General features: G+C 38.0%; 22 protein-coding genes. 10 read left to right on the top strand and 12 right to left on the bottom strand.

Features of this window, described 5'->3' with window-relative positions; translation table 11 throughout:
• Positions 1-876: a cell division protein FtsX gene (locus tag V7D82_RS01850; protein ID WP_333599270.1), complete on the bottom strand. Its 876-nt coding sequence runs from the start codon at positions 874-876 to the stop codon at positions 1-3.
• Between the two features lie 218 nt (positions 877-1094).
• Here V7D82_RS01850 and leuS point away from each other — a divergent pair, with 218 nt between their 5' ends.
• The 4 genes from leuS (at position 1095) to V7D82_RS01830 (ending at position 5717) form a co-directional block, all read left to right on the top strand.
• Complete coding sequence (leuS, locus tag V7D82_RS01845) at positions 1095-3932, top strand: leucine--tRNA ligase (RefSeq protein WP_333599269.1); 2838 nt, start codon at positions 1095-1097, stop codon at positions 3930-3932.
• Between the two features lie 100 nt (positions 3933-4032).
• Positions 4033-4218 carry a hypothetical protein gene (locus V7D82_RS01840; RefSeq protein ID WP_333599268.1) on the top strand — a complete coding sequence of 62 codons (186 nt, stop codon included), beginning with the start codon at positions 4033-4035 and terminating at the stop codon, positions 4216-4218.
• A 71-nt stretch (positions 4219-4289) separates the two neighbouring features.
• The gene (locus V7D82_RS01835) at positions 4290-4985 is read left to right on the top strand and encodes a zinc metallopeptidase (RefSeq protein WP_333599267.1); all 696 of its coding nucleotides are present in this window, start codon (positions 4290-4292) and stop codon (positions 4983-4985) included.
• Positions 4986-5132: 147 nt separating this feature from the next.
• Positions 5133-5717, top strand: coding sequence for a hypothetical protein (locus V7D82_RS01830; protein WP_333599266.1), 585 nt, complete (start codon positions 5133-5135; stop codon positions 5715-5717).
• Here the strand turns inward: V7D82_RS01830 and V7D82_RS01825 are convergent, their stop codons facing one another.
• The 4 genes from V7D82_RS01825 to V7D82_RS01810 all read right to left on the bottom strand — a co-directional run bounded on the left by V7D82_RS01825 (position 5718) and on the right by V7D82_RS01810 (position 8961).
• Positions 5718-6188 carry an Lrp/AsnC family transcriptional regulator gene (locus V7D82_RS01825; RefSeq protein WP_333599265.1) on the bottom strand — a complete coding sequence of 157 codons (471 nt, stop codon included), beginning with the start codon at positions 6186-6188 and terminating at the stop codon, positions 5718-5720. It lies immediately after the preceding gene.
• A gap of 223 nt (positions 6189-6411) precedes the next feature.
• Positions 6412-7785 (bottom strand): saccharopine dehydrogenase family protein, encoded by a 1374-nt coding sequence (locus V7D82_RS01820; protein ID WP_333599264.1) that lies wholly within the window; start codon positions 7783-7785, stop codon positions 6412-6414.
• A gap of 78 nt (positions 7786-7863) precedes the next feature.
• Positions 7864-8187 carry a hypothetical protein gene (locus tag V7D82_RS01815; RefSeq protein ID WP_333599263.1) on the bottom strand — a complete coding sequence of 108 codons (324 nt, stop codon included), beginning with the start codon at positions 8185-8187 and terminating at the stop codon, positions 7864-7866.
• A gap of 12 nt (positions 8188-8199) precedes the next feature.
• Positions 8200-8961: a DUF3108 domain-containing protein gene (locus tag V7D82_RS01810; RefSeq protein ID WP_333599262.1), complete on the bottom strand. Its 762-nt coding sequence runs from the start codon at positions 8959-8961 to the stop codon at positions 8200-8202.
• 125 nt (positions 8962-9086) lie between these two features.
• Between V7D82_RS01810 and V7D82_RS01805 the strand changes: the two genes are divergently transcribed.
• Both V7D82_RS01805 and pckA read left to right on the top strand, forming a co-directional pair.
• On the top strand, positions 9087-9473 hold the full coding sequence (locus tag V7D82_RS01805) for a DUF423 domain-containing protein (protein WP_333599261.1): 387 nt from the start codon (positions 9087-9089) through the stop codon (positions 9471-9473).
• An 81-nt stretch (positions 9474-9554) separates the two neighbouring features.
• Positions 9555-11180 (top strand): phosphoenolpyruvate carboxykinase (ATP), encoded by a 1626-nt coding sequence (gene pckA, locus V7D82_RS01800; protein WP_333599260.1) that lies wholly within the window; start codon positions 9555-9557, stop codon positions 11178-11180.
• Positions 11181-11249: 69 nt separating this feature from the next.
• Here the strand turns inward: pckA and V7D82_RS01795 are convergent, their stop codons facing one another.
• Together V7D82_RS01795 and V7D82_RS01790 are read right to left on the bottom strand one after the other, a co-directional pair.
• The gene (locus tag V7D82_RS01795; protein ID WP_333599345.1) at positions 11250-11999 is read right to left on the bottom strand and encodes a uroporphyrinogen-III synthase; all 750 of its coding nucleotides are present in this window, start codon (positions 11997-11999) and stop codon (positions 11250-11252) included.
• A gap of 10 nt (positions 12000-12009) precedes the next feature.
• On the bottom strand, positions 12010-12684 hold the full coding sequence (locus tag V7D82_RS01790; RefSeq protein ID WP_333599259.1) for a DUF4271 domain-containing protein: 675 nt from the start codon (positions 12682-12684) through the stop codon (positions 12010-12012).
• Positions 12685-12790: 106 nt separating this feature from the next.
• Between V7D82_RS01790 and V7D82_RS01785 the strand changes: the two genes are divergently transcribed.
• Genes V7D82_RS01785 through V7D82_RS01775 form a run of 3 tightly spaced genes read left to right on the top strand, consistent with a single transcriptional unit; the run spans position 12791 to position 15261 of the window.
• Entirely contained in the window at positions 12791-13516 is a 726-nt protein-coding gene (locus V7D82_RS01785) for a polyprenol monophosphomannose synthase (RefSeq protein ID WP_333599258.1), read from the top strand.
• Between the two features lie 9 nt (positions 13517-13525).
• Positions 13526-14866 carry a dihydroorotase gene (locus tag V7D82_RS01780; RefSeq protein WP_333599257.1) on the top strand — a complete coding sequence of 447 codons (1341 nt, stop codon included), beginning with the start codon at positions 13526-13528 and terminating at the stop codon, positions 14864-14866.
• An 11-nt stretch (positions 14867-14877) separates the two neighbouring features.
• Positions 14878-15261: a DUF4296 domain-containing protein gene (locus V7D82_RS01775; RefSeq protein ID WP_333599256.1), complete on the top strand. Its 384-nt coding sequence runs from the start codon at positions 14878-14880 to the stop codon at positions 15259-15261.
• On the opposite strand, the gene V7D82_RS01770 is transcribed toward V7D82_RS01775, so the two are convergent.
• Positions 15262-16260, bottom strand: coding sequence for an NAD-dependent epimerase/dehydratase family protein (locus V7D82_RS01770; protein ID WP_333599255.1), 999 nt, complete (start codon positions 16258-16260; stop codon positions 15262-15264). It abuts the gene before it with no gap.
• Between the two features lie 123 nt (positions 16261-16383).
• Between V7D82_RS01770 and tyrS the strand changes: the two genes are divergently transcribed.
• The gene (gene tyrS / locus V7D82_RS01765; protein ID WP_333599254.1) at positions 16384-17679 is read left to right on the top strand and encodes a tyrosine--tRNA ligase; all 1296 of its coding nucleotides are present in this window, start codon (positions 16384-16386) and stop codon (positions 17677-17679) included.
• Positions 17680-17703: 24 nt separating this feature from the next.
• Here tyrS and V7D82_RS01760 read toward each other — a convergent pair whose 3' ends face one another.
• From V7D82_RS01760 to V7D82_RS01745, 4 genes are all read right to left on the bottom strand, one after another.
• Positions 17704-18429 (bottom strand): hypothetical protein, encoded by a 726-nt coding sequence (locus V7D82_RS01760; protein ID WP_333599253.1) that lies wholly within the window; start codon positions 18427-18429, stop codon positions 17704-17706.
• Positions 18430-18459: 30 nt separating this feature from the next.
• A complete protein-coding gene (locus V7D82_RS01755; RefSeq protein ID WP_333599252.1) occupies positions 18460-19440 on the bottom strand; it encodes a LuxE/PaaK family acyltransferase in 981 nt (326 codons plus the stop codon).
• A 99-nt stretch (positions 19441-19539) separates the two neighbouring features.
• Positions 19540-21276 carry a T9SS type A sorting domain-containing protein gene (locus V7D82_RS01750; RefSeq protein WP_333599251.1) on the bottom strand — a complete coding sequence of 579 codons (1737 nt, stop codon included), beginning with the start codon at positions 21274-21276 and terminating at the stop codon, positions 19540-19542.
• 104 nt (positions 21277-21380) lie between these two features.
• Complete coding sequence (locus tag V7D82_RS01745; protein WP_333599344.1) at positions 21381-21695, bottom strand: T9SS type A sorting domain-containing protein; 315 nt, start codon at positions 21693-21695, stop codon at positions 21381-21383.
• Positions 21696-21716: the final 21 nt, after the last annotated feature.

Raw genomic sequence — 21716 nt, 5'->3', positions numbered from 1 at the left:
TTAATAAAGGTCGTCTGTTCTCAAATTCAAAAAGCGTTGCGTCGCAAAATAGGTGCTGATAAAAGTAATCACAATACCAAGAACCAAAACGCCCAAAAGCACAGCAATTATAGCCACTTGGTTTTCCATAATTCCCAAATTCGGGAAGCTGGTCTGGATGTAAATCAGCACGCCTATCAAAGCCAAAATGGCCAACACCGCGCCCACAAACCCGAGAATAACATTGGTTTTGATAAACGGTTTTCGGATGAACGATTTGGTAGCGCCCACCATTTGCATGGTTTTGATAATAAAGCGATTCGAATAAATCGATAGTCGCAGCGAACTGTTAATCAGCAATACTGAAACCAAAGCAAAAATGCAGCTGATGACCAAAATCCACATACTGATATTTTTGATGTTGTCATTGACCAACGTCACCAATTGTTTGTCATAAACAATGTCTGCAATCATTGGGTTTTGGCGCAAACGGTCCTGAATTTTGGCAATTTCCGCATTGTTTACATAATCTGCTTTCAAATGAATGTCAAACGAATTCTGCAACGGATTCACACCCAAAAATTGCATGAAATCTTCGCCTATCACTTTTTTGTGCTGCGCTGCCGCTTTTTCTTTCGAAACATATTCAAAAGATTTGGCAAACTTCGCCGTTTTCAATTCACTGTTAAAAGCGGTCGTAACCGAGTCCGTTGCTTCATTTTTAAAGAAAACCGTCATCACGATTTCTTCCTTAAAATTGTCTGATAAACGTTTGGAATTGATGACAAAAAGCCCCAAAATTCCCAATAAAAACAACACTAAAAAGATACTCAACACTACCGAAAAATAGGAGGTAATTACTCTGCGCTTCTGAAACTTTTCAAATGAGTCTGACATAAACAGTGATTTAAGCCGTAAAAATAATAAAGAAAATTGTTTTTCTCCTTTATAACGCACAAACTTTTAACTTTATTATAATAAACGTAAATTTGTCGCTTAAATTTTTTAGAAGCGAGTGGTCCGGGCAGTTTCAGCCAGCCATTTTCCCGCTTTCCGGGTTACACGGTAACCTCTCCAATCGGGGCTAAAAAGTAAACGCAATTACATTACAACGAATGAAGTATTTCCACGAAAAAATCGAAGCCAAATGGCAACAGTATTGGGCACAAAACCAAACGTTTGCCGCCAGCAATAATTCCGACAAACCCAAGTATTATGTCCTCGACATGTTTCCGTATCCTTCCGGAGCGGGCTTACACGTGGGGCATCCGCTGGGCTACATCGCTTCCGATATCGTGGCGCGTTTCAAACGGCATAAAGGATTCAACGTATTGCATCCGCAAGGCTACGACTCTTTTGGTTTACCGGCCGAGCAATACGCCATCCAAACTGGGCAACATCCGGAGAAAACCACCCGCGAAAACATCGCCCGTTACCGCGAGCAATTAGACAAAATCGGTTTCTCTTTCGATTGGAGTAGAGAAGTGCGTACGTCCAATGCCGATTACTACAAACACACGCAGTGGATTTTTATTCAACTGTTCAACTCGTGGTACAACTTAGCGACCGACAAAGCCGAAGACATTTCTGAGTTGGTATCCATTTTTGAAAAAGCGGGAAACGCAACAGTTCACGCCGTTTGTGATGACAATGTAGAAATATTCTTCCCTTCCGATTGGAAATTCTATTCCGAAGAAAAGAAACAACAAATCCTATTGCAATACCGTTTAACCTATTTGGCCGAAACCGAAGTGAACTGGTGTCCGGCTTTAGGAACCGTGTTAGCGAATGACGAAATCGTAAACGGCGTTTCCGAACGCGGTGGTCATCCGGTGATTCGTAAAAAAATGACCCAATGGTCGATGCGAATTTCCGCTTATGCCGAAAGATTATTGCAGGGATTAGAAACCATTGACTGGAGCGAATCCATCAAAGAAAGCCAAAGAAACTGGATTGGGAAATCCGTAGGCGCTTCAGTGGATTTTAATGTGAAAAATTCCAGCGAGAGGATTTCGGTATTCACCACACGCCCTGATACAATATTTGGCGTTACGTTTATGACTTTGGCACCGGAACATGAATTGGTTTCGCAAATCACGACTCAGCAACAAAAAGCAGCTGTTGAGGCCTATGTAGAAGCTACTGCCAAGCGTTCCGAACGTGAAAGAATGGCGGATGTTAAAACCATATCGGGCGTTTTCACCGGAGCCTATGCTGTTCATCCGTTTACGCATGAACCCATCCCGGTTTGGATTGGCGATTACGTTTTAGCCGGTTACGGAACCGGAGCGGTGATGGCGGTACCCTGTGGCGATGAAAGAGATTATGCGTTTGCCAATTTCTTCAAAGGTCAAAAAGGCATGCCTGAAATCAAGAACATTTTCAATCAAGATATTTCACAAGAAGCTTTCGCCGGAAAAGAAGGGTTTGAATTAGTCAACTCTGATTTCCTAAACGGGTTGGGCTATAAAGACGGAACCAAAAAAATCATCGAAGCCTTAGAAAAAATCCATCACGGAAAAGGCAAAACCAATTACCGTTTGCGCGATGCGGTTTTCTCAAGACAAAGATATTGGGGGGAACCTTTCCCGGTATATTATGTGAACGACTTACCGCAAATGATTGACGCCAAACACTTGCCCATCGTTTTACCGGAAGTAGAAAAATATTTACCAACCGAAGATGGCCAACCACCATTAGGAAACTCTACCAAATGGGCGTGGTCAACAGTGAAAAATACTATTGTAGACAATGACAAAATTGACAACGAAACGGTATTCCCGTTAGAGTTAAACACCATGCCGGGTTGGGCAGGAAGTTCGTGGTATTGGATGCGTTATATGGATGCGCACAACGATGCCGAGTTCGCCTCAGCCGATGCTTTGAACTATTGGGAAAGCGTAGATTTATACATAGGCGGCAGCGAGCACGCTACCGGCCACTTGTTGTACTCTCGTTTTTGGAACAAATTCCTAAAAGACCGTGGCTACGCCCCAACCGAAGAACCGTTCAAAAAACTGATCAATCAGGGAATGATATTGGGGATGAGTGCTTTTGTATACAGGAGCGAAGATTCTAAAAAGCTTTATTCAAAAGGATTGATCGCAGGTGAAAAGGTTCATCCAATTCATGTTGACTTAGCAGTCATCAACGATATAACAAACGAATTGGATATTGAAGCCTTCAAAAAGCATCCGTTATATTCAGACTATAAAGACGCCGAATTCATTTTAGAAAACGGTAAATATATTGTCGGCCGCGAAGTCGAAAAAATGTCCAAATCGAAATACAACGTGGTGAATCCTGACGACATCTGTAACGATTATGGTGCCGATACCCTTCGTTTATACGAAATGTTCTTAGGGCCATTGGAGCAAGCCAAGCCTTGGAACACGGCAGGAATCACGGGAGTATCAGGTTTCCTGAAAAAACTATGGCGTTTGTATTTTGATGAGAACACGGGGTTAAATGTGAGCAATGACGAACCCACGCCGGAAATGTACAAATCGCTACACAAAACCATCAAAAAAGTGACCGAGGATATCGAGAACTTCTCGTTCAATACGTCGGTGTCGCAGTTTATGATTTGTGTGAATGAATTGGCTACGATGAAATGCAACCACAGAAAAATCCTGGAACCATTGGCCATAGTGATTTCGCCGTATGCACCACATATTGCGGAAGAATTGTGGAGTCAATTAGGACACGAAGGTTCTGTTTCCACTGTGGCTTTCCCAATTTGTGAAGAGAAATATTTGGTAGAATCGGAAAAAGAATATCCGGTTTCGTTTAACGGAAAAATGCGTTTTACCATCAAATTGCCTTTGGATTTAACCGTTGCCCAAATACAGGAAATCGTATTAGCCGACGAAAGAACCATCAAACAATTAGAAGGAAGAACACCAAATAAAATAATTATCGTTCCGGGGAAAGTCATCAATCTGGTAGGATAAAAATCAATTTCAAATAGTAAGAATCCCAAATTCAGTTGAGTTTGGGATTTTTTTGTAACCTATTGGCAACCCTTTCGACTAATACAAAAAACCAATTACCATGAAAAAACACGAAGTACACACCATTGTTGAGAAAGCGGGTTTCAGCAGTATGAAAGAAAAACTAACGGAAAAAGTAGAGCACTTCCTCAACGAAAAAGCCAATGCAGGCTACGAAATCATAAGCGTGAATTTTACCTATTACGAAGCCGCCGAGTTAGTTGCTTTTATCACGATTTGCCGATAAATGACAGGCTGTCATTGTTATTCCTTTGGCGCACAATTTGATGTTGTTTTAGAAAACAAAAAATAAAAATCATGTTAGGATACTATATTTTAATCGGACTCATAGCTTTAGTAAGCTTTGCCGTAAGCTCTAAATTAAAGAGCAAATTTGAGGAATACTCACACATCCAGTTGCGCAATGGGTTGAGCGGTGCCGAAATCGCCACCAAAATGCTACAGGACAACGGCATCTATGATGTCAAAGTCATTTCGGTAGAAGGTCAATTGACCGATCACTACAATCCTGCTGACAAAACCGTAAACCTGAGTGAAGCGGTATACAATCAGCGAAATGCGGCTGCGGCTGCCGTGGCGGCTCACGAATGTGGTCATGCCGTACAACACGCCCAGGCTTATGCTATGTTACAATTGCGGTCACAGTTAGTGCCCATCGTCAACGTGTCGTCCACGCTCTCGCAATGGTTAATCTTTGGTGGATTGATTCTGGGAGCCGGAGCCCATTTAGGTTTTGGATTTTACGTGGCTGTTATCGGGTTGGTGCTTATGGCAGTGGCTACAGCTTTCAGTTTTATCACATTGCCGGTTGAGTATGATGCGAGCAATCGCGCCTTGGCTTGGTTGAAAAACAAAAACATGCTGAGCCAACAGGAATACGCTGGCGCCGAAGATGCCTTGAAATGGGCCGCACGCACTTATGTGGTAGCGGCCATCGGAGCTTTGGCCTCACTCTTATATTGGGCGTTGCAGGTCTTTGGCAACCGAAGATAATGTTGTAGCCGATTTTTTATTTATAAATGGACTTATGGCTGTTTTAATAGTTTGTTTCGTGCAATATGTGAACATACGGCTATTAATGGCGAGTTAATTTTTAAGTGCTAAAAAAAAATTGTAGATTCGGGCATCATAAATACCACAATGATGATAAGACTTTACGGAAATGAAATATTTCGAGAAATCGAAACAGCTATCCCATTAAAATATAGGTATGCTGTTTCCAACAGAGGAAGACTAATCAGTTTTACCAATGAATTTCGGGATGGAAATGTTTTAAAGGGTTCGGTTTCTGACGGATTTAAGGCTTTTCGGTACAGAAGAAAAAACGCAGCCGGCAAAATGATTTACAACACCTTTTTTGTATACAAACTGGTAGCGGAGTTTTTTATTCCTAAGACTTCTGAAGAGCAGTTGTATGTAATTCACTTGGATTATGTGCGCGGGAATGATTCAGTCGAGAATTTAAAATGGGTAACTTATGAAGAGCGACAAGAACATTACAAGAGAAGTCCGCATGTGATTAAATCAATGAAAAAGTTGACGGAACATAATTTAAAAGCGGACGGGCGTAAACTTACTTCGACAAGGGTTATGTATTTGAAAAAATTACTAAACGATCCAAACAATAAGACGCGGATGAAAATGTTAGCGAAACAATTTGGAATTAGTGAAATGCAGGTCAACCGCATCAAGCGTGGCGAAAATTGGGGGCATATAAAAGTTTGATTACAGTTGAATCTGTCTTTCTATCTGTTGTTCCAATGAAATAAAGGTTTCCGTTCTGGAAACCCCATCAATCGGTTGTATTTTTTTATTCAATAGTTGCATCAAATGTTCATTGTCGCGGCAAATGATTTTGATAAGAATACTCCAATTTCCAGTAGTATAATGACATTCCAATACTTCAGGAATTTTTTTCAATTCTTTCACCGCCTCTGAGTTGCTGGCTGCTTTTTCCAAATAAATCCCAATAAAGGCCATGGTTCTATAGCCTAAAACTCTGTTGTTTACGATAAATTTAGAGCCCGAAATCACTCCGGCGTCTTCCAGTTTTTTCAGCCTTTGATGAATGGCTGCACCCGAGATTCCAATTTTATTGGCAATCTGTAAAATGGGTTTTCGGGCATCTTCCATCAGGTCGCGCAGGATTTCCTTGTCTATTCCATCAATTTCTATTTGTAGTTGGTTTATTTTCATAGCTTTCGAATTGGTTTAAGAATGATAAGACAAGCTAAAGCTTGTATACCTCAAGCCTACTGGGCTTGCTCCTTTTAATTTCAAATCATCAATTTCTATTTGTAGTTGATTTATTTTCATAATCAGAGTATTTGAAAGTAAAAATAGCAATTTACTTGGTATCTATAAACAAAAAACCGAAATCGGTTAGAATTTCGGTTTTAGCATATTGTAAGGATGAAGTTTAATTTCCTAATAATTTATCCGGATTGTAGCCCACATAAGGCATTTCGGTTTCATTGAAAACAATACCATGGGCTGCCAGTTCTTTCAAAATGGGTTCGTACACTTCTTTTTTAATAGGCAATTGTACGCCAGGCGTTTTGATGTCGCCGTTCAGGATGTGCAAAGTAGCCATAGCTACCGGTAATCCAACTGTTTTGGCCATGGCTGTGTAGATTTGGTCATCACCAATGCACACCATTTTGGAATCGATTTGCTTGCGCTCGCCATTCAATTCGTAACCAAATTTGTGGTACATCACTATCATGTCTTTGTCATCCGGTTGTAGTGTCCAACTGTCGTTTAAGATGCGTTCTAAAATTTGTGCCGGAGTAGCATTTTTGAGCCCAACGATCTTATTTTTATTAAAGATATCGAGTTCCATTAATTTGTCCCACATGATGTCGTCTTGTTCAATACCAAGTGCCATACGGGTTTTTAATTCAACCGAGTCTGAGGCATGAAATGGTAAAAAGGAATTGATGAAATCACGGTAGCTCATCGTTTCAGAGTTTTCCATTACATAAGAATCATCGGTCATGCCCAATTGCACAAACATATTCCAGGCTTTAGAAAAACCAACTCTACGAATAGTTCCCCGATATAAAGTCAGGATGTCATCTAGGCCATAAATGCTTCTGTATTTTAATGAATCGCGATTGGCATAGCCTTCAAATTTTCCGTACCCTTCCACATGAAAGAATTCGGTTCTGCGGAACAATTTGTGATACGGTATGTATTTGTATTTGCCTTCCTGAATGAATTTGGCAGCGCCACCTTGTCCGGCCAAAACTACGTTTCTCGGGGCCCAGGTGAATTTGTAATTCCAAAGATTATCGTCAGACTCAGGAGCAATCAGCCCACCACAAAACGATTCGAATAAAATCATTTTGCCGCCTTTTTCGTGAATTTCGTCAATCACTTTCATGGCACTCATGTGATCAATACCGGGGTCTAGCCCCACTTCATTCATAAAAATTAAGTTGTTGGCTTTGACTTCGGCATCCAAACTTTGCATGGCATCCGAAATATAGGAAGCAGTAACCATGTTTTTCTTGAAGGTGACACAGTCTTTCGCCACATCTATGTGCATGTGTGCCGGCAACATCGAAATTACGATATCGGCCTTTTGAATTTCGGCCTGACGTTGTTCAACATTGTTGATGTCTAAGGCAATAGGTGTGGCATTAGGGTGATTGTACGTTTTCCTTTTGGCTAATTCTATGGATAAATCGCCAATGGTTACGTTTAAGTTTTCCTGAGTAGATTTTCTTAAAAGATGTTTTATTAGTGAAGAGGCAGAGCGTCCGGCACCAATGATTAAAATATTTCTCATGCGTTTGTTTGTTGTAGGCAGCAAATGTATGAATTTGAAATAAAAAAAGCCCATCGTTTCGGATGAGCTTTTGGTGAATTATTCCAAACCTTCTATTTCTTCGAGTTCTTTTTTGGCTTCTTTCTTATTCTCGATTTTTTCTTTTTCAAACTGAGTGTCTTTCGCGACTTCGTCTTTGATTAAAAATGTTTTGCCCAAAACAAAAACAGAGCAAAGAACACCAATCAGTAACAATGCTTTAGGAATGAGTTTTTGTTTGTCTTCGGATTTTTTAAGCAACAATAAGCCAAAAGCAATGGCAAAACCTATAGGCAGAAAAGCCAAAGTGTCCATGGGCATTACCGAAAAAATGATGGCCAAAATGGTAAAAACAATAGCTAAAATTAGAAACAGTTTTCTCATGATAATGTTGAATTAAATGCCGCTTGCTGAGGTTAAGGCTAATTGTCCGGTTCCTACCGGGATGCTGAATTTCAATAAAGTCGGGATTTTTTTGGCATCGGCGGTTAACCAGATTAAGTTTTTGTCTTTGCCGCGCAATGCATCTGTTTTGGCGCCGATAGAAATTTTATAGCATTCTTTTTTGCCTAAATTTCCAGCGTTAACAGTTTCTTTCCCCATATATTTTAAGGTTACCGGAATTTGCTTTTCGTCAAAAACAATTAGTAACGATTGTGTTTGCCCTTCTTTGAATTTGTTGAAATCTACCGTTCTTACTTTGTAAAACATCGAAACCACATCTTGGGTTGAAGCTCCGATAGTAAAGGTTTTTTGGGTTTCCGGTTTGTTTTTTTTCTTGGCAGTACTATTGACTACATTATTTTTGATGACGTATTTTTCTTTTTTCGTCCAACCGCCTTCGTCTATGCTTCTTTTGTACAAACTAGGTTTCAGCGTTTGCGGATTTACATACGATTCATAAATATCCCTGATTTTAAAAAACGAATCCCATTTGCTATAGGTGGCCAATTCACAACTTAAATGTAAATAAGAATTCTTAGCGGTAGCCACCGTTTCAGTACTCATGGTTACTTGTGCCAATTGAGTCATCAAACCACTCATATTATAAGAACCGGCAAAGACTAATTTCTCACCGGCTTTAATTTGCTGATTTCCATCGGTGGTAAACGAACAGAAAACAAAAAGGGAACAAAGTATAAAAAGTATTTTCTTCATGTCTATTATTTCAAGCTGCAAATATAAAAGATTTAAAACTGTTAAATTTCCAAAAGAAAAGTGAAATTTTCTTTCCGATGAACAGATAACGGATAAATTTGTGTTTTAGTATTCAAAACAAAAACATGGAAAGAAAAATAACAGGCGTTGCTGCTTTGATGGGAATGACAGCGATAATTTTGGGAGCCTTCGGAGCGCATGCTTTAAAAAAATACTTGTCGGTGGCAGAATTGACAACTTTTGAAACCGGTGTCAAATACCAACTGTATCATGCCCTTTTTTTATTGTTTTTGGGATTGAATACAACACTCTCTGAAAAAGTCAAAAAAACCATCTTTCAACTCGTTATTTTTGGAGTACTTTTCTTCTCGGGTTCCATTTATTTGTTGGCCACCAAAACGATAACCGGGCTTAATTTTAAACCCGTAGGAATTGTAACCCCTATAGGCGGAGCCTTATTAATAGGGGCTTGGGCACTGTTGTTTTGGAATGTATTGAAAAAGAAGCAATAATATTTTCAACAAAAAAATACTTTCTAAAATTTAATTTTTACCTTTGTTGCCTGATTATTAAAACAACACAAACTAATTTCTATGGAGAACTACGCTCAAATTACGAAATCGATTTCGTTAGAAAAATACGGAATCAAAAACGTTCACGAAATTATCCACAATCCTTCCTTTGAAAAATTATACAATGATGAGTTAAATCCGAGTTTAGAAGGCTTTGAAAAAGGGCAACTTTCTGAATTAGGAGCGGTGAATGTGATGACAGGAGTTTTCACGGGCAGATCACCAAAAGACAAATACATTGTTAAAGATAGCGTTACGGAAAACACCATTTGGTGGAACTCAGACAAAGCCGTGAACGATAATAAACCGATTAATCAAAACACTTGGGATGCCTTAAAAGAAACTACACTTGCCCAATTAACCGGTAAGAAATTATATGTAGTGGATGCTTTTTGTGGTGCCAATGAGAATACAAGATTAAAGGTGCGTTTTATCATGGAAGTGGCCTGGCAGGCGCATTTTGTGACCAATATGTTCATTCGCCCGACAGAAGCTGAGTTGGAAAACTTTGGCGAGCCTGATTTCATTGTCATGAATGGTTCGAAAACTTCTTTTAAAGATTATGCCGCGCACGGATTGAATTCAGAAGTGTATATCGCTTTCAATTTGACTGAAAAAATGCAGTTAATTGGCGGAACGTGGTACGGTGGTGAAATGAAAAAAGGAATGTTTGCCATGATGAACTACTATTTGCCATTACAGGGAATTGCTTCCATGCATTGCTCTGCCAATAAAGGAAAAGATGGTGATGTAGCTGTGTTTTTTGGATTGTCAGGTACAGGAAAAACAACTTTGTCTACTGATCCAAAACGCGAATTGATTGGTGATGATGAGCATGGTTGGGATGACGAAGGCGTCTTCAATTTTGAAGGCGGTTGTTATGCTAAAACCATTGATTTGAGCAAAGAAAACGAGCCGGATATTTATGCCGCCATCAAAAGAGATGCGTTATTAGAAAACGTAACCGTTGATGCGGATGGAATTATTGATTTTAAAGATGGTTCTGTGACACAAAACACTAGAGTTTCTTATCCGATTTATCACATTCACAATATTGTAAAACCGGTTTCTAAAGCTGGTCACGCGACTAAAGTTATCTTCTTAACGGCAGATGCTTTTGGAGTGATGCCACCGGTTTCAAAACTAACACCGGAACAAACAAAATACTACTTCCTTTCTGGATTTACGGCAAAATTAGCTGGAACTGAAAGGGGAGTAACACAACCGGAACCGACATTCTCCGCTTGTTTTGGAAAAGCTTTTTTAACCTTGCATCCAACTAAATACGGAGAAGAATTGGTTAAGAAAATGGAACAACACAACGCCACAGCTTACATGGTAAACACAGGTTGGAACGGAACCGGGAAACGTATTTCTATCAAAGATACTCGCGCTATTATTGACGCCATTTTAGATGGTTCGATTGAAAAAGCGGAAACTAAAACAGTTCCTGTTTTTAATTTAGTTGTACCGACCGCCTTACACGATGTGAATTCAGCAATTTTAGATCCTAGAGACACTTATGCTGATGCGTCAGAATGGAATACAAAAGCGGAAGATTTAGCTGCAAGATTCATTAAAAACTTTGCGCAATATACCGATAATGAAGAAGGTCAAAGCTTAGTAAAAGCAGGGCCGCAAGTATAACAAACAAACCTAACCAAAGAAAAAAGCCATTCAATTTGAATGGCTTTTTTTATTCTGATAAAACTAAATTTATTTTCCTTTGTTGGCGTCAGCAATATATCTTTCTAATGCCATGGTCATGGATGGGGTTTCCGGTGTTGGTGCTAAGATGTCAATTCGCAAACCGTGTTCCAAAGCTTCTTTTTGTGTAGTGCTTCCAAAAACGGCAATACGGGTATTGTTTTGTTGGAAGTCAGGGAAGTTTTTGAATAACGATTTAATTCCGGTTGGGCTAAAGAAGGCTAAAACATCATAATACACATCGGCCAAATCAGACAAATCACTCATTACGGTTTTGTAAAAAGTTGCTTGTGTCCAATCCACTTTTAGATTATTCAAGGTTTGTGGCACATCATAATTTAATTGATCCGAAGCCGGCAACAAGAATTTTTCTTCTTTGTATTTTTTGATTAGCGGAGATAAATCAACGAAGTCTTTTTGACCCACATAGATTTTACGTTTTCTGTAAACTACATACTTCTGCAAGTAAAAAGCAATCGCTTCTGACTGACAAAAATACTTCAAATCTTCAGGAACCTTATAGCGCATTTCTTCAGCTACTCTGAAAAAATGATCCACAGAGTTTCTGCTAGTCAAAATAATAGCCGTGAAGTTATTCAGGTCGATTTTTTGAGCTCTAATATCTTTTGCACTTACACCTTCAACATGTATAAATGAGCGGAAATCAATTTTTACCTTATGCTTTTGTTGTAACTCAAAATAAGGTGAATTCTCTACTTTTGGCTCTGGCTGTGACACCAAAATTGTTTTCACTTTCAAATTGGACATTCTAATGTGCTAAATTTTTTGTAATCAAATAATATATAAAATAGTAGGGCGCTATTTCAAGTGCGCAAAGATACAAAATAAAATAAAACAACTTACTGATGAGTAAGTTTTGATAAATCTTCAACGAAATCAAATAAGTAAACAAATTAATTGCCAAAATCACAGCAATAACGCAAATAATCAAAACATTTGATGGAGAATTGTTATAAAACAAATAAATATTAACCGGAAGTAATGCCATTCCGATAAACGTTCGGTAACTGACTTTTTGCAAATTAAATTGTTCTGTAAATTCTTCGATATTAAACGTGGCGGCAATAATCTTTTCAATCAAAAATTTTGAAAGCACAAAAATCCCGAAAAAAGTAAAAATCCGAAGAAATAATACCCAATCAGTTTTCGAGACATATCCTAAATGATTGAGGATTAATTGGATAAAAAATGAAAACGAAATCACCTGAACAATAAACAAAAGAATCGTGAAACCACTCATCAAATGAGAAGTGTCTTTATACACTTTAATGTATTTGTCCGAAACCAAAATCCTGAGAAAATCACTAAACCGCGTTTCAAAAGCCGTTTTGGTAATGGCAATTAAAGCAAACGAAAATATAAAAAGATAAGTGGCCCAATCTTTAGGTTCTAAAACTCTCGGCTGTAATACGGTTTCTATCATAATCCCGACAAAATTACTAATTTTTTATTTGTTAAATTATTATAAAATTATTAAGATAGTGCTCTGATAAAAAGTTTATTTTTGCAACGAAGATTGACACCATTTTATGAGCGACGGCATTGTAATTATTCCTACCTATAACGAAATTGAAAACATTGAAAGCATTATTCGCGCTGTGTTTTCATTGCAAAAACCGTTTCATGTTTTAATTGTCGATGATAATTCACCCGATAAAACAGCGGATAAAGTCATGGAGCTGCAAAGTGAATTTCCAAGTCAATTGTTTTTATCGGTAAGAAAGAAGAAAGCAGGTTTGGGAACGGCTTATGTACACGGATTCAAATGGGCATTAAAACACCACTACGAATACATTTTTGAGATGGATGCCGATTTTTCACACAATCCGAATGATTTGGAAAAATTGTACAATGCCTGCCAAGCCAACGGAGCCGATTTAGCTATTGGTTCTCGTTATGTTACCGGAGTAAATGTAGTAAACTGGCCTTTGAGCAGAGTATTACTGTCTTATTTTGCCTCGGTGTATGTGCGAATGATTACCGGTATGAAAATCATGGATGCCACAGCCGGATTCATTTGTTATCAAAGAGAAGTGTTGGAAAAAATAAACCTCGACCGAATCAAATTTATCGGTTATGCGTTTCAAATTGAGATGAAATACAGAGCTTTCGCCAAAAATTTCAACATACAGGAAGTTCCGGTCATCTTTACCGATAGAACCAAAGGGCAATCCAAAATGAGTGGAGCCATTATAAAAGAAGCCATATTTGGCGTTATTTCTTTACGGTTCCGAAAGTTTTTAAACCGATTATAACCACAAAAAATGAATACCGTTTTAATTAAGAATGCCAAAATTGTAAACGAAGGAACTATTTTTGAAGGCGATGTTTTGATTGAAAACGAATTTATAGTTGAAATTGCCGAAAGCATCAGCCCCAAACTTTCCAGTTGTAAAATCATTGACGCCGAAGGAAGTTACTTAATTCCGGGAGCTATTGATGATCAAGTACATTTTCGTGAACCGGGTTTAACGCACAAAGGCGATATTGCTTCCGAAAGCAGAGCTGCCGTGGCCGGAGGGATTACTTCTTTTATTGAGCAACCCAACACGATTCCGAATGCGGTAACTCAGGAGATTTTAGAAGAAAAATATCAAATCGCAGCCAGGACTTCCTATGCCAATTATTCATTTATGATGGGCGGCACCAATGATAATTTGGAAGAAATCCTAAAAACCAATCCCAAAAATGTAGCCGGAATTAAATTGTTTCTTGGCTCTTCAACGGGCAATATGTTGGTGGATAATCAGGAAGCGCTGGAAAAAATTTTCTCCTCAACCAAAATGCTGATTGCCGTGCATTGTGAAGATGAAGGGACTATCAAAGCCAACTTAGAAAGATATAAACTCCAGTTCGGTGAAGACATACCGGTTGAGTTTCATTATTTAATCCGAAGTGAAGAAGCCTGTTATTTATCTTCTTCCAAAGCAATTGAATTGGCCAAAAAAACAGGCGCAAGACTCCATATTTTTCATCTTTCTACGGCTAAAGAAATGGAGTTGTTTACCAATAAAATTCCATTAGAAGACAAACAAATTACCGCCGAAGTTTGTGTACATCATCTTTGGTTTTCCGACGAGGATTATAAAACAAAAGGCAATTTAATCAAATGGAATCCGGCAATCAAAACGGCTACCGACAGAAGCGCGCTATGGGAAGCTTTACTCGATGACCGAATTGACGTTATCGCCACCGATCATGCGCCGCATACTCTGGAAGAAAAAAAACAATCGTATCTGAAAGCACCTTCCGGTGGGCCGTTAGTGCAACATGCTGTTGTGGCTATGTTTGAAGCCAATCATCAGGGAAAAATTTCGATTGAGAAGATAGTGGAGAAAATGTGCCACAATCCGGCAAAAATTTTCAAAATAGAAAAGCGCGGCTTTATCAAAGAAGGATTTTATGCCGATTTGGTAATTGTAAATACCGGTCTGCCATGGAATGTAAAGAAAGAAAATATACTGTATAAATGTGGCTGGTCGCCTTTTGAAGGCTATAATTTTAAATCAAGAATTACCCATACTTTTGTAAACGGAGAATTGGTGTATCAAAATTTTAAAGTAAAAGAGACTCCTGTTGGGAAACGATTGCTTTTCGACAGATAAAAACTAGAGAGATGAAAAGAAGTATTGCTGTAATTTGTTTGCTTTTTTTGTTGGTTGGTTGTAACAACAGCACCATTGAAAAACCAAAAAACCTAATAGAGAAAGATAAAATGATTGACATTTTATACGATTTGTCATTATTGGAAGCGATTAAGTCTCAAAATATTGCCGGGGGTATCAGCGTCAAAAAATCAAACGAATATCTTTATAAAAAATATAAAATCGATAGCACTCAATTGGCCGAAAGCAATAAATACTACGCTTCGGATATAGAAGAATACAAAAAAATGTTCGAAGAAGTAAAGAGCCGATTAGACCAAGAAATCAAAAAAATTGATGGCAATAACAATAGTCAAATTCCTCCACCAAGTCCGGATACGCCCCAAATACAATAATTACTTTTCTTGTAAAATAACAATTCGTTTAATAACAGCATCGATGCTTTGAAACTCAAAATTCAGAGCATTTTTTATTTTGGTATTGGAGATAAAAGTAGCCGTCGTCAATGAAGTAGCAGTGTATTTAGAAAGCTTTCTTTTTGTTCTGAAAAATGTGGCAAAAAACCAATCCAATCGCCAGGCTATGGCCAGCATCCAGGGCTTAGCTTCCAGTTTTGGTTTTTTGGCTTTCAAGTTGTCGGCAATTTCGAAGATCACTTTGTCGAATGGCAGATTCTCGGCAACTATTGTAAACCGTTCCCCAACAATCGGGCTTTGCAGTAATCGTGTCATAATTTTAACTACATCGGTAACGCCGACATAAGCTTTGATGCCTTTGGTGTAAAATGGAAATCCTTTTTGTATGGAAGAAAAGAAAACGCCGCTTCCTTGGCCCCAAAACCCCGGTCCCAGAATAATCCCCGGATTGACCACCACTACATTCAACCCTTCTTGTTGTCCGCGCCAAATTTCCATTTCGGCTCCGTATTTTGAAATGGCGTAATCGCTATGCAGCACTTCCGGATTCCATTCGGTGGCTTCGGTAATTTCTTTTTCATGGGAAGCCAAATCTCCCAAAGCCGCTATAGAACTCACATGGCAGAGTTTTTTGATGTTGTATTCCAAACAAAAATTAACAATATTGGCGGTGCCTTCAATGTTTACTTTCCGGAGTAGGCTTTCATCCTTTGGGTCATAGGATATGACAGCGGCACAATGGTAAACATATTCAACGTTTTGAAAGGCAATCTCCAGTGAAGGGACATCAATAATATCAGCCTGAACCCAATGGATTTTGGAGAATAAATTTTCTTTCTGATAAAGTTCAAAAAGGTCTTTGGTTTTTTTAATGGTTGCGGCTTCGCGATAAATAGCACGAACAGAATCTTCATTATCCACTAAATGAAGAAGCAAATGTGCTCCAACCAATCCTGTTCCGCCTGTGACTAATACCATTTGGCGAATTTACGATTTTTTGTTTTTCAAATAACCGAATAACCAAATGTCCAAATCAACATTTATTTTATCTTTGCCCACACGAAGCCAAAAGGCTGATTGAGGAAGTAAATTGATTACAAGATGAAGAATTTAGTCGAAGAATTACAATGGCGTGGCTTAGTACACGATATCATGCCCGGAACCGAGGAGCAACTTTTGAAAGAAATGACCACGACTTATATTGGGTTTGATCCAACCAGCGATTCGTTGCATATCGGGAGTTTGGTGCCAATTATTTTGTTGGTGCATTTAGAAAAATTCGGACACAAACCTATTGCTTTGGTGGGTGGTGCTACTGGTATGATTGGAGATCCTTCGGGGAAATCAGATGAGAGAAATTTGTTGGATGAAGCGACACTGAATAAAAATGTGGCCGGAATCAAAGCAGTTTTGTCTCGCTTTTTAGATTTTAATTCAACAGCAACCAATGCTCCGATTTTAGTAAATAATTACGATTGGATGAAGGATTTGTCGTTTATCAATTTTGCCCGTGATGTGGGGAAACGTATCACGGTGAACTATATGATGGCAAAAGATTCTGTAAAAAAACGGTTGTCAGGAGAAGGAGACGGAATGAGTTTCACGGAGTTTACTTACCAGCTGATTCAAGGCTACGATTTTCATCATTTGTACAAAACGCATAATTGCTTATTGCAAATGGGAGGTTCTGACCAGTGGGGAAATATCACCACAGGAACGGAATTAGTGCGTAGAATAAATGGAGAAGGTGCCAAAGCGTTTGCCATGACTTGTCCGTTAATCACAAAGGCAGATGGTTCTAAATTCGGGAAATCCGAAGGCGGTAACGTTTGGTTGACTGCTGATAAAACTTCGGTGTATAAATTCTATCAATTTTGGTTGAATACTACAGATGTTGATGCCGAAAAGTATATCAGGATTTTTACATTTTTAGATAAAAACACCATTGATTCTCTGATTACAGAACATCATGAAGCACCACACTTGAGAGTTTTGCAACGAAAACTAGCGGAAGAAGTGACCACTTTTGTACATGGTGCTGCCGAGTTGGAAAAGGCAATTGAAGCTTCGAATATTTTGTTTGGAAACTCAACCTCACAGGATTTAAAAAAATTGGATGAAGCTACTTTTTTAGAAGTTTTTGATGGCGTTCCGCAAGCGGAGATTTCCAGAACGGCTATAGAAACCGGAATCAACATAGTGGATGTCCTTAATGAAAAATCAGGATTTTTAAAATCGAATGGGGAAGCCCGACGTGCTTTGACAGAGAATTCGATTTCGGTAAATAAAGAAAAAGTTACGGAAGAATTTCAATTGACTGCCAATGATTTGATTAATAATCAATTTGTATTGTTGCAGCGCGGGAAGAAAAATTATTTTGTTATAGTTGTTAAATAAAAAAGGAGCCAATTGGCTCCTTTTTTATTCCCTAAAATCGATTGCTACTTTGTTGGAAGTAAACCATCCTTTTAGGAAGTCGTTGTTTTTCATCATCTTTTCGTATTCATCCGGACTTAGATTTTCTTTGTTTTCTTCTTTCCACAAAACCATTGAGATTTCTATAAAATGAGGTTCTTTTTCATTAATATAATATTGATACTCATTGATTTTAAAGTACCGCGTTTTGTCCCAGTAAAAAGGCTGAGTATATTTTTTCACCTCATTAGGGTGCAAAGTATAAATAGCATCTAGTAAACGCTTATTTTTTCTTTTCCATAAGAGGTTTGGATTGTCAAATTCTTTTTGAATTGCTGAATTGATTGAGTCGGTTGAAAGGGTCCATTTTTTATACGCTTCTTTGTTTCGAATTTCTTTTTTTTCCTGCCAATTTCTGGCGTTTTTGAGTTCATTATTATAATCCATCCATAGTTTGTTAGTTTCTAAAACATTGGCATCAATGGACTGATTATTCTCAAATAATTTATAACTCGGATTGAGGCTCATGGCAGCGTTCATGTTTGACAGTATAGTATTTGGTGAAAAGAAAAACGTAAGCTCTCGATTCGTCAAATTTTCAATGTGATAAGTAACTATAAACTTTCTAAAGACAATGCTGTCAGATGAAGTTATGGAATCAATTTCAATTTTAATTGCCGGATTTTGGGATAGCATTGTGGCGGAAAGAAACAAAAATAAAAAGTATTTCATGGCTTCGATTTAGTGTGAAACGAAAAAGCATTACAGGACCATTAGGTTACAGCCCCGAATATCCGAATTATCAAAACGTCCCAATATTTCGAAAGAGTTATTGGGATGTTTTTTGCCTAAATCCTGCGTAGCAATAAACGAACACGAATTGATATTGGCCAAATCAATCACATTGACGCCGCCGGTTTTTCCATAATCAACAAAGGTCATAGCGTCTTCGGGATCACGAATTAAGATTTGCATCCAATTTGGGCATTCAAAAATGCCATGGCCTAGCGAATAAGCTTGGGATAATAATTCGGTCATACCATATTCGGAATGAATGCCTGAAACGCCAAATCCTTTACTTAAAGTAGCGTGCAATTCTTCGCGAATGATTTCTTTGCGTTTGCCTTTCATGCCACCGGTTTCCATGATGATGGTGTTTTTTAACTGAAAGTTTTGTTTTTCAATTAAATCTAACAAAGCATATGTAACGCCAATCAGAATCACATTTTGACCGGAAGCATCCAGTTCCGTCAGTTTGGCAATTAATTCTTCATAATTGTGCAGATAAAAGCCGCTGTTTTCATTATTGGAAAGTTCAATCAAATCCTTTACCATATAAATCAAAGACGAACCACTGCGTTCCAAATAAGACGGAAGCAGCGCCAAAACAGCATAGTTTTCAATGTTACCATAGAACTCTGAAAAGGCTAGGCGATAACTTTGTTCGTATAAAGAAACGTCTGTGACCAAATGTTTGCTGGTAATCATTCCGGTAGTGCCGCTGCTGGTGAATGTTTCTTGTATGCTATTAGTATTAGAAACTACAGTATGGCTTTTGAAAAACTGAATCGGTAAAAATGGAATCTGTTGCAACGTTTTTACCGTGTGTTTTTCTACTTTCAAAAAATCACAAAACTCCTGATATACTAAGTTGTTTTCGTATTGGAAACGAAAAACTTTCAAAGCCATTTTTTCAAATTGCTTTTGGGATGAGATGGAGAATATGTCTTGTGGATTGATCAAGTTGTATAGGTTCTGAAGCTGGCTCAGAATGATGCAAAAGTAATGAAAATAAAAAAGCCCTAACTTTCGTTAGAGCTTTTTTGGTATGGTAAATAATGATTATTTGATAACCAATTTTCTAGTAGCAGTTTTACCTTCTTCGGTAATTTTAACTACATAAACACCAGTTCTTAATGTACTTACGTTGATAGCGCTATCAGCAGTAGTAGTATTTAAAACTTGTTTACCTAATACGTCATAAATAGTAACTGTTTTAGCAGCATTAGCAGCTGTTTCAACGAATAAAGTTCCGTTAGATACTGGGTTTGGATACACTCTTAAGCCAGCAATGTTATTATTGCTTGTTGCTAAAGTTCCATTAGTAACTTGACTCCAAGTTGTTCCGATTCTTAACTCATCAATTGAAAGAGAAGGTGTTTCAGTTGTACTGTCTTGTCTTAATAAGAAGTTTGAAATTGTAGATAAATCTGTTCCGGTATGAGTATCCGTAATTGTAGCAGCAGGTTGAGCACCATTTATGGTTGGGTTTACCCAAAGGCTTACAGTATCATCTGAAGCCGCAGCGTTAAATGTATATCCAACAACAACAAAATAAGTTGTACCCGTTGTATAGGCAGTAGTATCAAAAGTAGTGTTTGCACCAAGTGCAGTTCTAACTTCTAGACCAAGATTGAAAACACCGTCATCAACTCTTTTTGACCATAATGTTGCGCCAAGATTTGAAGAACTTGAACCAAATGTAGCAAAGTAACCACCATCAGCACTAGTTACACCAGCCATTGAATTAATATTCAATAAGAATGAATAATAGATAGTTCCGCTATTTGTTGGTGTAAATGGAGTAGTACAGTCGATTCCGTCTGCACCAAAAGTTACATAACCAGTAGTACTAGGAGATAAACCCGGGTAAGCTGGCGTTAAAAGGCCACCCGCAACAATAATATTGTCACCGGTGTTAACATTAGACCATTGTTGGCTTTGACCTAAAGAGCTAGCTTCAGCATATGCAAAAGGCTCATAATATGGTAATCCATTGATTGGTTTACATTCAGGAGCTGTTACTGTTGCTTGATAAGAACATGATCCGCTTACAATATTAACAGTAAGATTTGTGCCTTCTGTAACACCACTAATAGTTATTGTTCCGGCAGCTAATGTGCCAGGATTGTCACCACCAACTGTTCCTGAAGAAGGGGTAATTGTATAACTTCCAGATCCGCCACCGGTATAGTTGATAGAGGCTGTATATGTATCAAGGGCTGTAGTAACAGCATTACATGCTGCAGTTGGAGTTGCAAGAACTAAAGTACATGAAGCGTTAAAATTGAAAACTCTAACGTCATCAACTCTGAATTGTAATGCTGAAGTCGATGTAAATCGAATTGAAAGTGTTGTTGAAGATGGAATTCCTGATGTAATTGTAGCCAAAGTCCAACCAGTTGCACTTGGAGTATAGGTCAAAGGAGTCCAGTTAGTAGCATCAGTACTAACTTCTACTGTTAATACGTTTGTTACTGCAGTAGGTGTATTGATTCCGAAAGAAAGCTGTAAGCCTGCTGTTGTATAAGCTGATGTGTTAATTCCGTCTATTTGAAAATATTTAGCAGCAGCATTAAAAAACACATTACCACCTGCAGAAGCGCCAGTATAACCAGATGAAACCAAAGTACTTCTTACGTCAGCAGTACCTGTGTAAACAATAGGAGAAACATTTTGAAAAACGTTTGTTGCAATTGGGGTTGTCGCACTAGGAGTCCCCATGTTTTCTGTGTAGATAGTTTGTCCGAAAGACACATAGCCCACTACCAGTAATAATAAAGAGTAGATTTTTTTCATTTTTTTAAATTTAATTAGCCTACAAATATAATGACAAATTTTCTTTGTAGAAAAAAAGAATGTAAAAAAATTATTAAATAAAGATTAAAAAACTAAAATTTTAACTATCTGACAATTAGTTTTCTAGTGGCTGTAGTATCACCTTCAGTAATTTTAATAATGTAAACTCCGGGAGGAATGGAAGACACATTAAGTTCTTTGGAAGAAATGGTAGTTTGTAAAACTTTTTTGCCCAACACATCGAAAATCATAATGTCTTTATCAAGACTAGTTTTAGAGGTGATGTAAATTTTACCATTACTAACCGGATTAGGGTAAAATCCTAACACATCATTTCCTTGCTGTTTCCCATCTTGCGCAAAGCTAAGAAGCGAAAACAAAGAAAAAAGTAAAGTAATATAAAAGTATTTTTTAGCCATCATTTCAATTTGGTTATTACA

This window comes from Flavobacterium sp. (assembly GCF_036741995.1).
GTDB lineage: Bacteria > Bacteroidota > Bacteroidia > Flavobacteriales > Flavobacteriaceae > Flavobacterium.
This window is presented reverse-complemented; position numbering and strand designations above follow the sequence as displayed.

Coding starts and splice junctions, on each gene's coding strand:
- V7D82_RS01850 (WP_333599270.1), bottom strand. CDS start 876: ATGTCAGACTCATTTGAAAAGTTTCAGAAGCGCAGAGTAATTACCTCC.
- leuS (WP_333599269.1), top strand. CDS start 1,095: ATGAAGTATTTCCACGAAAAAATCGAAGCCAAATGGCAACAGTATTGG.
- V7D82_RS01840 (WP_333599268.1), top strand. CDS start 4,033: ATGAAAAAACACGAAGTACACACCATTGTTGAGAAAGCGGGTTTCAGC.
- V7D82_RS01835 (WP_333599267.1), top strand. CDS start 4,290: ATGTTAGGATACTATATTTTAATCGGACTCATAGCTTTAGTAAGCTTT.
- V7D82_RS01830 (WP_333599266.1), top strand. CDS start 5,133: ATGATGATAAGACTTTACGGAAATGAAATATTTCGAGAAATCGAAACA.
- V7D82_RS01825 (WP_333599265.1), bottom strand. CDS start 6,188: ATGAAAATAAACCAACTACAAATAGAAATTGATGGAATAGACAAGGAA.
- V7D82_RS01820 (WP_333599264.1), bottom strand. CDS start 7,785: ATGAGAAATATTTTAATCATTGGTGCCGGACGCTCTGCCTCTTCACTA.
- V7D82_RS01815 (WP_333599263.1), bottom strand. CDS start 8,187: ATGAGAAAACTGTTTCTAATTTTAGCTATTGTTTTTACCATTTTGGCC.
- V7D82_RS01810 (WP_333599262.1), bottom strand. CDS start 8,961: ATGAAGAAAATACTTTTTATACTTTGTTCCCTTTTTGTTTTCTGTTCG.
- V7D82_RS01805 (WP_333599261.1), top strand. CDS start 9,087: ATGGAAAGAAAAATAACAGGCGTTGCTGCTTTGATGGGAATGACAGCG.
- pckA (WP_333599260.1), top strand. CDS start 9,555: ATGGAGAACTACGCTCAAATTACGAAATCGATTTCGTTAGAAAAATAC.
- V7D82_RS01790 (WP_333599259.1), bottom strand. CDS start 12,684: ATGATAGAAACCGTATTACAGCCGAGAGTTTTAGAACCTAAAGATTGG.
- V7D82_RS01785 (WP_333599258.1), top strand. CDS start 12,791: ATGAGCGACGGCATTGTAATTATTCCTACCTATAACGAAATTGAAAAC.
- V7D82_RS01780 (WP_333599257.1), top strand. CDS start 13,526: ATGAATACCGTTTTAATTAAGAATGCCAAAATTGTAAACGAAGGAACT.
- V7D82_RS01775 (WP_333599256.1), top strand. CDS start 14,878: ATGAAAAGAAGTATTGCTGTAATTTGTTTGCTTTTTTTGTTGGTTGGT.
- V7D82_RS01770 (WP_333599255.1), bottom strand. CDS start 16,260: ATGGTATTAGTCACAGGCGGAACAGGATTGGTTGGAGCACATTTGCTT.
- tyrS (WP_333599254.1), top strand. CDS start 16,384: ATGAAGAATTTAGTCGAAGAATTACAATGGCGTGGCTTAGTACACGAT.
- V7D82_RS01760 (WP_333599253.1), bottom strand. CDS start 18,429: ATGAAATACTTTTTATTTTTGTTTCTTTCCGCCACAATGCTATCCCAA.
- V7D82_RS01750 (WP_333599251.1), bottom strand. CDS start 21,276: ATGAAAAAAATCTACTCTTTATTATTACTGGTAGTGGGCTATGTGTCT.
- V7D82_RS01745 (WP_333599344.1), bottom strand. CDS start 21,695: ATGGCTAAAAAATACTTTTATATTACTTTACTTTTTTCTTTGTTTTCG.